This window comes from Luteimonas sp. BLCC-B24 (genome assembly GCF_028550595.1).
Classification (GTDB): domain Bacteria; phylum Pseudomonadota; class Gammaproteobacteria; order Xanthomonadales; family Xanthomonadaceae; genus Luteimonas.
In genome coordinates, this window is record NZ_JAQQGN010000007.1 from 172,336 (window position 1) to 184,467 (window position 12,132).

Annotated in this window: 8 protein-coding genes; 5 read left to right on the top strand and 3 right to left on the bottom strand. The window is 69.9% G+C overall.

From position 1 onward, the window contains the following. The first annotated feature begins 55 nt into the window (after positions 1 to 55). On the top strand, positions 56 to 3,883 hold the full coding sequence (locus tag PQS31_RS14310) for a LamG-like jellyroll fold domain-containing protein (RefSeq protein WP_272763414.1): 3,828 nt from the start codon (positions 56 to 58) through the stop codon (positions 3,881 to 3,883). 262 nt (positions 3,884 to 4,145) lie between these two features. On the opposite strand, the gene PQS31_RS14315 is transcribed toward PQS31_RS14310, so the two are convergent. Genes PQS31_RS14315 through PQS31_RS14325 form a run of 3 tightly spaced genes read right to left on the bottom strand, consistent with a single transcriptional unit; the run spans position 4,146 to position 7,758 of the window. After that, positions 4,146 to 5,207: a glycoside hydrolase family 43 protein gene (locus PQS31_RS14315; RefSeq protein ID WP_272763415.1), complete on the bottom strand. Its 1,062-nt coding sequence runs from the start codon at positions 5,205 to 5,207 to the stop codon at positions 4,146 to 4,148. Next, positions 5,204 to 6,811, bottom strand: a complete 1,608-nt coding sequence (locus tag PQS31_RS14320; RefSeq protein ID WP_272763416.1) for a carboxylesterase/lipase family protein — start codon at positions 6,809 to 6,811, stop codon at positions 5,204 to 5,206. Before PQS31_RS14320 ends, PQS31_RS14315 begins: the two co-directional genes overlap by 4 nt. After that, positions 6,808 to 7,758: an alpha/beta hydrolase gene (locus PQS31_RS14325; RefSeq protein ID WP_272763417.1), complete on the bottom strand. Its 951-nt coding sequence runs from the start codon at positions 7,756 to 7,758 to the stop codon at positions 6,808 to 6,810. Before PQS31_RS14325 ends, PQS31_RS14320 begins: the two co-directional genes overlap by 4 nt. 139 nt (positions 7,759 to 7,897) lie before the next feature. Between PQS31_RS14325 and PQS31_RS14330 the strand changes: the two genes are divergently transcribed. Genes PQS31_RS14330 through PQS31_RS14345 form a run of 4 tightly spaced genes read left to right on the top strand, consistent with a single transcriptional unit; the run spans position 7,898 to position 11,570 of the window. After that, positions 7,898 to 8,749, top strand: a complete 852-nt coding sequence (locus PQS31_RS14330) for a 2-keto-4-pentenoate hydratase (protein WP_272763418.1) — start codon at positions 7,898 to 7,900, stop codon at positions 8,747 to 8,749. Then, positions 8,746 to 9,738, top strand: coding sequence for a TRAP transporter substrate-binding protein (locus PQS31_RS14335; RefSeq protein WP_272763419.1), 993 nt, complete (start codon positions 8,746 to 8,748; stop codon positions 9,736 to 9,738). Before PQS31_RS14330 ends, PQS31_RS14335 begins: the two co-directional genes overlap by 4 nt. A 28-nt stretch (positions 9,739 to 9,766) precedes the next feature. Beyond that, positions 9,767 to 10,285, top strand: coding sequence for a TRAP transporter small permease (locus PQS31_RS14340; protein ID WP_272763420.1), 519 nt, complete (start codon positions 9,767 to 9,769; stop codon positions 10,283 to 10,285). A gap of 1 nt (position 10,286) precedes the next feature. Then, positions 10,287 to 11,570: a TRAP transporter large permease gene (locus PQS31_RS14345; protein ID WP_272763422.1), complete on the top strand. Its 1,284-nt coding sequence runs from the start codon at positions 10,287 to 10,289 to the stop codon at positions 11,568 to 11,570. Positions 11,571 to 12,132: the final 562 nt, after the last annotated feature.

Genomic DNA, 12,132 nt, shown 5'->3' on the forward strand with positions numbered 1-12,132 from the left:
ACGCAGGCGGTCGCCGTCCCGGGCGGCCGCGCCATCCGCAGAACAGGGAGATCCGATGTCCAGAGTCCACCGTCGCCGCATCCTCGCCGCCAGCGTGCTGTCGCTGGCGATCGCCGCCGCACAGGCCGCCGATGCGCCGCGCCTGCTGTTCCATGTCTCGGCCGATCGGGACTTCGTCGCCGATACGGCGCTCGGCGATCCGGTGCCCAACTTCAAGGACAAGGTGCGGCTGGTCGACGCCGGCGTGCGCGGCCGTGCGATCGAATGGGACGACGACGGCGTGCTGTCGTGGAACGCGCCCGGCAACATCGACGCCGCACGCGGCACGCTGAGCTTCTTCTGGCGCGCGCGCGATCCGGTCGGCGAGGCGCCGTTCGTGATCTTCCGCGTCGGCTATGCCGATCACTCCAGCTGGGACATGGCGTGGCTGCGCATCGACTGGAACGGCGCGGGCTTCGACGCCTTCGTCACCGACGCCAACCTTGCGCGCTCGCGGGTGTCGTTCCGCATGGACACGCCCCCGGCGGCCGACGCCTGGACCCACATCGCGTTCGCCTGGGACGAGACCATCGGCGTGCGCCTGTACGTCGACGGCCGCGAAGTCGCGCGTGAGGACCGGCCGGCGAATGCCCAGGCGTCGTTCGACTACGACGCGGGGCTGGACCAGTTCGGCCTCGCGGCGCGTATCCTCGCGCCGCACCAGGTGCAGAGCCGCTACAACTTCCTGCGCGGCAGCGATTTCGACGACATCCGCGTGCACGACCGCATGCTCGATGCGGCCGGCGTGCAGGCGGTCCGCAGTTTCCGTCCACCGACGACTGCAGTGGCCGCGGACGATCGTCTGGCGGCGTGGCGGTTCCGCCACGGCTGGCAGGACGGCGCCGCGCCGCCGCTGCTCGCGTCACCGGTGACGACGATCCGCAAGGTCGAGTTCGCCGACACCCGGGACCTCAAGCAGTGGATGTGGAAGGGCACCGACGGCATCGCCGAAACCACGTGGCCGGGCGTGTACAACCGCTCCCGGCTGCGGGGGCGCGACGACTATTTCCAGCTGCCCGACTGGGACACCTACGTCGACGGCGGCAAGGCGCTGGACCTCGCCCTGCCGGACGAGCCCTTCAACCGCATCGAACTGCGCGGCGCAGCCTATGGCGACGCGACCTACGGCGCGGATGGCGACAGCCAGCAGCCGCTGTTCTCGCGGCCGCAGGGCATCGTGCGCAGCGTCGACGACTTCGATACCCGGCGCGGCGGGCATCTGCGCTTCACCAATGCCGCCCAGGAAACGCCGATCCAGGAGATCTGGGCCTATCACGTCAGTGATGCGGCCGAGCCCGAAGGCTCGGTGAAGCAGGCCTACACGATCCGCAGCAACGCCGAGATCGACTACACCAATCTCGCCGATCTGCGCAGCTACATCGAGGGCCGCTTCGCGCCCGGCGAGCGCAGCATGGCGCTCGCGCTTCCCGGACGCGCCGCATTCCGGACGCGCCCGGCAGCGCCGGCGACCGCCGACGCGCAGCCGATCGTGCACGTGCTGATTCCCTCGGGCATCGGCGACGCGCCGGCCGCGCAGCCCTTGATCCGCAGCTGGGCACACAGCTGGGAGAACATGTACGACGGACTCGACGGCATCGCCATCGACATTCCCGCGCTGGATCTGCCGGCCACCCACACCGTGGACGGCACTCCGGCCATTCCGCTCAACATCCGCGTCAAGGATCCCATCTGGCCGGCGCGCGACATGATCGATGTCTCGGTGTCGGTGACGCCGGGGCAGCCGCGCACGCTGTGGCTGGACCTGCGCGACCGCATCCTCACCAAAGACAGCCTCTGGATCAGCATCGCCTCGGCGGCGCCGGGATTCGACGCGGGCGCCCTCGACGGTGCCGAAGTGCGCATGGTCTACAAGCCGCGCGAAGACGCGATTGCCGAACACGTGGCCGACCGGTTCAACCAGGTGCGCGACAACTGGGGCTTTCTGGTCGAAGAGCACACCACGTCCAAGCGCCAGCGCCTCTACCAGCGCGTGTTCGCCGACATCAGCGATCTGCTGCGCGTCGATCCCGATCACGAGCTCGGCCGGCGCTACTGGAACTACATGAGCTACAACAGCCAGGGCCTGCCGCCGTTCGAGCAGCCCGAGGCGCCGGCCGGCGTGCCGCTGTGGGCCTTCCGCCAGCTCGAGGATCTCAAGGCCGTGCGCCGCTTCATCGAGTGGTGGATCGACGAGCGCCAGGTGGAGTTCGGCGACTTCGGCGGCGGCATCTCCGACGACAGCGATCTGTCCCAGCAGTGGCCGGGCCTGGCGCTGATGGGCGTGATCCCCAACAAGCTCAATGCCTCGATCACCGCCCTGGCCGATGCGGCCTATGCCAACGGCATGTTCGCCGGCGGCCTGTCGACGATCGAGACCGACGAACTGCACGCCTACGAGGAAGGCATCAATACCAACAGTGCGATGGCCCTGCTCAACTGGGGCGATCCGCTGACGATGACGCGGCTGATGGAGACCGTGCGCGACCTCGACGAGAAGATCGTGCTGCGCAATCCGCAGGGCCATCTGCTGTTCTCCAGCAACTGGTTCGGCGGCAACAAGGTCTACCGCGAGCCGCGCTGGCAGTGGCAGAAGCCGTATTCGTTCCCGGTGCTGCATCCGGCGTTCGTGCTCGGCGTGTTCAACGCCGACCCCACCAGCCGCGCGATGATCACCGGGCTGGCCGACGGCTATCTCGCCCATGCCTACACCGACGACACAGGCGCCTGGCAGCTGCCCAACGAGATCCACTGGGCGACCGGCGAACGCCGCGGCGGTGACCTGTTCGACGGCTCCGGCGGCGCCGACACGATGCATCTGTACTGGGCCGCGTGGCGCTGGACCGGTGACGTCAAGTACCTGCAGCCGCTGCAGTACCGCGTGGACCGCAGCGGTCCGGCCGGCCTGTCCAACCTCGCCGAGAACTACGTCGACGTGCTCGGCCGGCGCGAGGACTGGGGCGCGCGCCTGCAGCAGTCGGCCGATCGCGGCGAGACCGGCGTGCAGAGCGTGTTCGCCTGGCAGCAGACGGGCGACAAGACGTATCTCGAAGCCCTGCACGCCGAGGGCATCCGCGCCAAGGCCATGCGCGAGTACATGAACACCGAGGGCCACTGGTGGTCGGATCGCGTCGAGGCGCCCAGCGAGTTCCTGCAGCGCGCACGCCTCGGCGGCCTGGCCCTGCGTCGCAACACCACGTACCCGGGCCACACGGTGAGCTGGCGCTTCGATGATGACGCGCAGGCGGAACAGGTCGCGCTGCTCGTCTCGGCGCCCTCGCGTGAGGCCTTCAAGGTCATCGCGCACAACACCGGCGCGCGCACCGCGCGGGCGGCGATGACCGGCTGGAACGTCGCCCCCGGCCGCTGGCGCATCACCAGCGGCGTGGACCGCAACGGCGACGAGACCATCGACGGCCGCGCGCAGACGCGCGAGGTCGTGTTGGAGTCGAGTGCGTCGGTCGACCTGGCGTTCGCGTCGGGCCAGACCCAGGTCTTCGAGTTCGAATTGATCGAAGCCGGCACGCCGGTCGAGACGCGCGCCGACATCGGCATCGGCCGCGGTGATGTGCGCGTGGTCGACGGCGCGGTCGAGGTCACCGTGCACAGCCTGGGCCACGCCGATGCGCCGGGCGGCGTCGCAATCCTCGAGGACGCACGCGGCCGTGCGCTGGCCCGCGTCGAGATTCCCGCGCTCGATGCACCGCGCGACCTGCGACCCAGAACCGCGACGCTTCGCCTCGAACACGCGGCCGGCATCGATCCGCGCGGCGGACGGGTGCGCATCGCGCTGCCCGGCGACGGCGAGGAAGTGACGCGGCTCAACAACGTCGTCGAGGTGCGCTGAGGCCAGGATTGCTGCCCGGCGTCCAGGAGGAGCGCGTTCGCGCGCGAAGGGGCGCGAACGCTGACGCCCCGTCGCGCGCGGGCGCGCCTGGGGCGAACGGGAGGTCCGCAGAGATCCGCGCTGTGTCCGCGGCATTGCGTCGGCTGCGGTTGCGGGGGCGTTGCCCGCCAACGGCGGACGCGCACGCGCGCGACCGGGCACCCGCAGGACGGCACGTGCGCGCGCCGGCGGCCTGCGACAGGTGGCGCGAAGGCGCTCCGGATCAGCGCACGAACGGCTCGATCGTGCGGATGCGGCCGTCGGTCTCGTGCACCAGTTCGGCGACCTTCGCGCTGCGCAGGTGGGTGCGGTCGGTCAGTTCGGTGTCGTGATAGAACAGCCACCAGCGGCCGTCGGCCTCGACGATCGAGTGATGCGTGGTCCAGCCCTGTACCGGCGTGAGTACGACGCCGCGATAGGTGAAGGGTCCGTACGGCGAGTCGCCGGTCGCATAGGCGATGGTGTGGGTGTCGCCGGTGGAATAACTGAAGTAGTAGCGCCCCTGGTACTTGTGCACCCACGCCGCTTCGAAGAAGCGCCGGTCGAGGTCGCCGCCGCGCAGCGGCGCGCCGCTGTCGTCGACGAGCATGACCTCGCGCGGCGTTTCCGCGAAGCCCAGCAGATCGTCGGACAGCCGTGCGACGCGCGGCATCAGCGCGGGCGCATCGGGTTGCCGGAGATCGGTGTCGCCGATGCGCGCGTCGTAACGACCCGAGACCCAGCGCTGCAGCTGGCCGCCGTGGATGCCGCCGAAATACATGTAGCGCGCGCCGTCGTCGTCCACGAACACGGCCGGATCGATGCTGTAGCTGCCGGGAATCGGCTCGGGCTGCGCGGTGAACGGGCCTTCGGGCCGGTCGCCGGTGGCGACGCCGATGCGGAAGATGCCGTCGCGATCCTTCGCCGGGAAGTACAGGTAATACCGGCCGTCGCGGTGCGTCGCGTCGGGGGCCCAGAGTTGCCGGTCCGCCCAGGGCACATCCTCCAGCCGCAGGCCCGGCGGGTGCACCGTCACCGGCCCGCCGATGCGGTCCATCGACAGCACGCGGTAATCGCGCATCACGAAGGCGCTGCCCGGTTCGTCGTCGCGCGGCGGCTCGTCGACGTCGTGCGAGCCGTAGACGTAGACCCGGCCGTCGAAGACGTGCGCGGACGGATCGGCGATGAAGGCTTCCCGCACCAGCGGCGCGTGCCGGAACGTCGGGCTGCCGGCGGGCGGGGTCGTCATGCAGCCGGCGAGCAGCGCAGCTGCGGCGATGGACAGAGCGGAGCGGCGTGCGGTCATTGCGTGCCTCGCTGGAGGAAGGGCGCCTGCCGGTAGAGCATACGTTCCCCGCCGCGCGGATCGTGCTCGAGCCGTGCGGTGGCATCGAACACCATCGTCTCGCGCGCCTCCATCGAGTACGGCGTCCAGGTCGGCATGCCGGCGTGGTTGGGGTCGCCGTTGCGTGCGAACGCCAGCAAGGCGTCGCGCATCGTGGCCGCGACCGCACGCGCGTCTTCGCCGTCGCCTGTCTTTGCGCCGCTCACGCCGGTATTGCCGAACACCAGCGGAATGTCGAGCGTGTGGAACGCGCGCAGGCGCGTGCCCTCGTCGGTGCGCGGGTACCAGTCCAGCTGGTAGGCCCAGGTGTTGGTCCCCCGCGCGGCGCGCACTTCGAGTTCTTCGACCGCACCGCGCCACGAGCGACCGGCGGTGGTCGCGGCGAAGAACACCTCGGACGGCGTGTAATCCGGATACAGGCGCCGGTATTCGGCGACGACGACCGCGGGGTCGAGATCCACGAACTGCTGCGTGCGCAGCCTGGCGGGCAGGGTGTCCCAGGTCAGCGCGAAGTTGTCGGCATCGTTGCCGAGGAAGGCGCGCGTTTCGTCGCGCGTGTTGCCGATCACCATCGGGATGTGCGCCGACTGCGGCGGTGCATCGGGCCAGAACGGGTGCCGCGGCAGGTTCACCGTGTCGACGACCGGTCCGAAGTACAGCGCGCTACTTTCCACGCGCGAGGGGTCGCGCACGCTCTGCGCATCGAGCAGGGCCTTCAACGGCAGGCTGCGCAGCCGCGCGAGTTCGCTCGGCGCGACGTTCAGTGCACCGAGAAACAGTTCCGCGCGCTGGGCGGCCGCGCGCGGGCCCGCGGCCGTGACCTGCTGCCCGCTCATCGTCCACGCGCGGTGGAAGAGGCCGCGCGCGGCCGGCATGGCCATCAGCGTGGCGATCTTGGCGCCGCCGCCGGACTGGCCGAACACGCTGACGTTGCCGGCGTCGCCGCCGAACTCGTCCGCGTGCTGTTGCACCCACTCCAGCGCCTGGATCAGATCCAGCTGCCCGACATTGCCGGCGTGCGCGAACGACGCGTCGCCGAGATCGCGCAGGTGCAGATACCCGAACGCGTTAAGCCGATGGTTGAGGGTGATCACCACCACGTCGCCGTGGCGGCACAGCGCGCCGCCGTCGTAGAGCGGATCGCTGCCCGAGCCGGTGCTGAACGCGCCGCCGTGGATGTAGACCAGCACCGGGCGCTTCGCGCCGTCGCGCAGGCCCGGCGTCCAGACGTTGAGGCGCAGGCAGTCCTCGCTGCCCGGCCCTTCGCCGCCACGCTGGGGCGCGGACGGGCCGTAGTCGAGGGCGTCGCGCACGCCGCGCCACGCGGATTCCTGCAGCGCGGGCTGCCAGCGACGCGATGCGGTATCGGCGCCGTAGGGCACGCCGCGGAACACGTGCACGTGCTGCTCGATGCCGCCCCCGATCCGGCCGCTGCGCACGCGCGCGACGGTGGTGCGGGGTGACGGCGCAGACGGGAACGCGACGGGCACCGCGGACAGCGCGGCGACGCCGATGCCCACGCGCAACCAGTGGCGACGGGCGGGATGCGAGGGACGATCGGTCATGGCGTGGTCTGTTCCTGGATCCAGTCGAGGGCCAGCTGCGGCCAGCGGGCGAGGGCACCGCTGGCGCCACGGATGCCGAAGCCGTGGCCGCCGTGCGGGAAGACGTGCAGCGACACGGGGACGCCGGCGCGCAGCGCGGCGGCGTGCAACGCGAACGTATTGCCGACCGGGACCGCGTCGTCGTCCTGCGCATGCAGCAGGAACAGCGGCGGTGTTGCGGCGGTGACGTGCCGGTCGGGAGACAGGCGTGCCACGGCGTCGGTCTCGGCTGCGTCACCGGCGGCCAGCAGCCGTGCGCGCGAACCGGGGTGCGCCAGCGGCGGCTGCATCGTGATCACCGGATAGACCAGCAGCGCGAAATCCGGGCGCGCGGACAGCGTGTCTGCGGCATCCACCGCGGCGTAGGCCGCGTCCGTCGTCGTCGCCAGGCGCGCCGCGACATGACCGCCCGCGGAAAATCCCATCACGCCGACCCGCGCGGGATCGATGCCGTAGCCGCCCGCGTGCGCGCGGATCAGACGCATCGCGCGCTGCGCGTCGGCAAGTGGTGCGTCGGCGCCTTCGACGTGCGCGCGATCGGGCAGGCGATAGCGCAGCACGAACAGGGTGATGCCTGCCGTCTCGACGAAGGCCGGCACCAGCGCGGTGCCTTCCTTGTCGAGCACGATGCGTGCGTAGCCGCCGCCCGGCGTGACCAGCAGCGCGGTGCCGTTGGGACGGGGCGGCGCATGGACCACGAGGTAGGGCGCGCGCACGTCCTCGATGATGCGATCGGGCCGCGTCGGATCGTCACTGCGCTCGGTCAACCGGCCGGGCGACTCGGCGAAACGCGCGGGCCACAGCGGCAGAACCGGCGCCGCGTCCTCGTGTGCCACCACCGCCCGGGCGACGCCGGGCAGCGCGAGCAGGGCAGCGCAGAACACCGCATTGAAACCGCAGATCCGCATCACATCCACTCCGTCTTCGCGTGGCCGCGTCGCGTTTTTGCCGCACTGCACATTGAAGATGACACCGGTTTACCATACAAGACACCCCCAGGCATCGCGATCTGCGGTGCAGCAAACGGACCCGGCCAGGAGCATCGAGTTGAACAACGCCACCGCGCACCCGTCGTCGCACGCGACGCCGTCCGACGACACCTCCGGCATCGTCGACGCCTTTCTCGACGCGCGGCGCAACGGCCGATCGCTGCCCGATTTCCCCGGCGTGATTCCCGACGATCTCGAAGCGGCCTACGCCGTGCAGGACCAGGCGATCGCGCGCTGGGCCGATCCGGTCGTCGGCTGGAAGGTCGGCTACATCGCTCCCGAAAAGCGCGACGCCTCCGGCGACGAACGACTGCTCGGTCCCGTCTTCCGCTCGCGCCTGCAACAGGCGGAGACGGCGACCGCATTCGACGTGTTCGACGGCGGTTTCGGCGCGATCGAGGCCGAGTACGTGCTGCGCCTCGATGCCGATGCACCGGCCGACAAGACCGACTGGACGCCGGACGAGGCCGCCGCACTGCCGGCGACGCTGTTCATCGGCCTGGAGGTCGCCAGCAGCCCGCTGGCGACGATCAACCAGCTCGGCCCGCGCGTCGTGGTCTCGGATTTCGGCAACAACAACGGACTCGTGGTCGGCGGCGAGATCGCCGACTGGACGGCGCTCGACGAGACCACGCTGACCGCCGAGAGCTGGATCGACGACGCGCGCGTCGGCACCGGTGGCGCGACCACGCTGCCCGGCGGCCTGCGCGCGGCCTACGCGTTCGCGCTGGCCCGCTCGGCGCGGCGCGGCCGTCCGCTCAAGGCCGGTGAGCTCATCGCGACCGGCAATGCCACCGGTATCCACGACATCCTGCCCGGGCAGCGTGCCCGTGTGGTGTTCACCGGCTACGGCGAAATCGCCCTCGTCGCGAAGGCCGCCGCGCCGCGATCGGAGGGGGCCGCGGCATGACCACGCGGCGCGCCTTCCTCGCCGGTCTCGGCGCGGCCTGCGCCGCGCCGCTGCTGCCTGCCGCGCTGCATGCGGACGAGGCCACCACCGTTCTCACGGCCACCGATGTCCACGTCGCGAACTACCCCACCGTCGAGGCGGTGAAGTGGATCGGCGAGACGATGCTGCGCGAAACCGGCGGGCGCGTGCGTCTGCGCCAGTACCACTCCGGCCAGCTCGGCCGCGAAGCCGAGGCCATCGACATGGCCCGCTTCGGCGCGATCGACATGACCCGCGTCTACGCCGGTGCGCTCAACAACGCGTTCCCGCTGACCACCGCGCTGTGCCTGCCGTATGCGTTCGACTCGGTGGCGCACATGCGCCACGCGCTCGATGCCGGCATCGCGCAGACCGTGCTCGACGGCTTCGGTGCGCGCGACCTCGTCGGTCTGGCGGTCTACGACAGCGGCGCGCGCTGCTTCTACAACACGCGCCATCCGATCGTGACGCCCCAGGACCTGCGTGGCCTGAAGCTGCGCGTGGCCTCGTCGGACATGTTCATCGATCTGGTGCGGCTGCTGGGCGCGAATCCCACGCCGATGTCGCTGGGCGATACGTTCTCCGGCATGGAGACGCACATGATCGACGGCGCCGAGAACAACATGCGCAGCTTCCATTCCAGCCGGCATTTCGAGGCCGCGCGCTTCTGGTCGCAGAGCGAGCACTCCTACGCGCCCGACATCCTGCTGATCTCGCGCCGCTCGCTCGAGGCACTGCGTCCGGGCGATCGCGACCTGTTGATCGACACTGCGCGCGCGTCGGTGCCGGTGATGCGCCAGCTGTGGGATGCCTCGGAAGGCGCCGCGCGCCAGGCCGTGGCCGACTACGGCATCGCGTTCAACGACGTCGACATGCCGGCGTTCCGTGCCGCCGCGCAGCCGCTGCGCGAGCGCTACCTGCGCCACCCCGAACTGCAGGCGCTGTACGCACGCATCCGCCAGTCGGCCTGATCCCTCCATTCGCCCCACGGTACCCACGATGTCCGAAGACACGACCCTCGCGCCGGACGGCGCCCCCAGGAGCGCGCTCGACCGGCTTGCCGATGCCGTCATCGCCGTCGCGGCCACCGCGCTGTTCGGCCTGGTGATCGTGCAGGGCTGGCAGGTGTTCGCGCGCTACGTCATCAACGACTCGCCGAGCTGGACCGAGCCGGTGACCCTGCTGCTGCTGAGCATCGCGATGAGTCTCGGCGCCGCCGCCGGCGTGCACACCAATCGCCACTTCGGCTTCTTCCTGCTGCAGGACCACATGCGCCCGGCGATCCGTCGTCTGGTCGAGCTGCTGGTGCCGCTGGTGATCATCGCCATCGGCGCGGTGATCGCGTGGTGGGGCGCGGTGCTGCTGGTCGACGGCCTGCACATCAAGGCCGCCGGCGCCCGCCTGCCGCAGAGCATCAACTACCTGCCGCTGTCGCTGGGTGGCGCGCTGATGGTGCTGTTCGCACTCAACCGTTTCGTGCGCGTGCTGCGCGCGCCGCCGGCCGGGGAGGGCCTCTGACATGGCGATCGCGATTCTGTTCCTGGTGTTCGCCGGGCTGCTGATGGTCGGCGTGCCGGTGGCCTTCGCCCTGGCCGCGGCCGCGCTGGCGACGCTGCTGTATCTCGACCTGCCGACGATCGTGCTGGTGCAGCAGGTTTCGGCGGGCATCGGCTCGGCGTCGCTGATCGCGATTCCGCTCTTCATCTTCGCCGGCGAGATCATGATGCGCGGCGGCATTTCGGAGCGGCTGATCGCGCTGGCCTCGTCGCTGGTGGGGCGCATGCGCGGCGGTCTGGGCCAGGTGTCGATCCTGTCGTCGCTGTTCTTCGGCGGCGTGTCGGGCTCGGCCATCGCCGATGTCTCGGCGGTCGGCGGCACGATGATTCCGCAGATGGTCAAACGCGGCTACGACCGCGACTTCGCGGTCAACGTCAGCATCACCGCAGCCCTGGTCGCGCTGCTGGTGCCGCCTTCGCACAATCTGATCCTGTTCACCGCGGCGGCGGGCGGCGGCCTGTCGATCGCAGATCTGTTCGCGGCCGGCATCATGCCCGCGCTGCTGATGACGGTCGCGCTGATGTTCACCGGCTACCTGGTCGCGCGCCAGCGCGGGTACGGGGTGGAGATCTTCCCGGGCTGGCGCACCGTGCTGCTGCGTCTGGTGTCGGCGTTGCCGGGCCTGGGCCTGGTCGCGCTGATCTTCGTCGGCATCCGCATGGGCATCTTCACCGCGGTCGAGAGCGCGGCCATCGCCGTGGTCTACGCCTTGCTGGTGACGATCGTGCTCTACCGTCAGCTGCGCGTGCGCGAGTTCATGGAGACGATCGTGCATGCCGCGCGCAGCACCGGCGTGATCCTATTCGTGATCGCCACCGCCTCGGTGTTCGGCTGGCTGCTGGCCTATCTGCAGGTGCCCTCGGCGGCGGTCGAGTTCCTGCAGTCGTTCGCGCACAGCAAGCTCGCCGTGCTGCTGATGATCATCCTGGTGCTGTTGCTGCTCGGCACCTTCATGGATCTGGCACCGCTGATCCTGATCTGCACGCCGATCTTCCTGCCGGTGGCGCGGGCCTACGGCATCGATCCGATCCACTTCGGCCTGGTGCTGGTGCTGGCTGGCGGTCTCGGTCTGGTGACCCCGCCGGTGGGCTCGGTGCTGTTCATCGGCACGGCGATCGGCAAGATCACGGTGGTCGAGAGCATGCGCACGATCTGGCCGTTCTGGATCGCCGGGTTCATCGTCCTGCTGATCGTGGCGCTGTTTCCGGGACTGTCGTTGTGGCTGCCGGGGGTGCTGCGCGCCTGAGCGGCGGCGTTCGATCGATCATGAGACGGCCCCGCTCGCGGGGCCGTTTCTTTTTCCGGTGGTTATTCGTGGTGGGCCATTGGCGTCGTGCACGTGCATGCGTCGATTCAATCTGTTGCGACTTTGCTTCTGCTCGTGATTGTGCTCCTGCATTTGTGGCTTTGGTTTTGACTCTGTGTTGGCTCTGGCTTCGGCTTCGGCTTCGGTCTCGGCCTTTGATCTTTCGAGCCGTAAAGCGAGCCGAGCATCGCAGGGCGGCGGGGCCGAAGAGCAGCCCATGTTTGAGCGCAGCGAGTTTGGGCTGCGTGCCCCGTCGCCCGAGAAGCGCAGGGGCCCGCCGCGGCTTCATGCGGCGGATCGCGTCCGGCGAAGGGACTTTTTGGTTCCTTTTGGGTCCTTCAAAAAGGAACTCGCACGCGCAGCGGGCGAAAGCCGTGCACTTGCGTTGCTTCGCTTCGTTCACCGCTAGCGCCTGATTCCAATGATTCGCGAAGAACAGAGCTTCCGCGCTGTTCGCGCGGCTTACTTTTGTCTTGTCAAAAGTAAGCAAAACCGCCATCGC

Excerpts from the sequence above, each read along its gene's own strand:
- PQS31_RS14310 (WP_272763414.1), top strand. The coding sequence starts at position 56 with ATGTCCAGAGTCCACCGTCGCCGCATCCTCGCCGCCAGCGTGCTGTCG.
- PQS31_RS14315 (WP_272763415.1), bottom strand. The coding sequence starts at position 5,207 with ATGACCGCACGCCGCTCCGCTCTGTCCATCGCCGCAGCTGCGCTGCTC.
- PQS31_RS14320 (WP_272763416.1), bottom strand. The coding sequence starts at position 6,811 with ATGACCGATCGTCCCTCGCATCCCGCCCGTCGCCACTGGTTGCGCGTG.
- PQS31_RS14325 (WP_272763417.1), bottom strand. The coding sequence starts at position 7,758 with ATGCGGATCTGCGGTTTCAATGCGGTGTTCTGCGCTGCCCTGCTCGCG.
- PQS31_RS14335 (WP_272763419.1), top strand. The coding sequence starts at position 8,746 with ATGACCACGCGGCGCGCCTTCCTCGCCGGTCTCGGCGCGGCCTGCGCC.
- PQS31_RS14340 (WP_272763420.1), top strand. The coding sequence starts at position 9,767 with ATGTCCGAAGACACGACCCTCGCGCCGGACGGCGCCCCCAGGAGCGCG.
- PQS31_RS14345 (WP_272763422.1), top strand. The coding sequence starts at position 10,287 with ATGGCGATCGCGATTCTGTTCCTGGTGTTCGCCGGGCTGCTGATGGTC.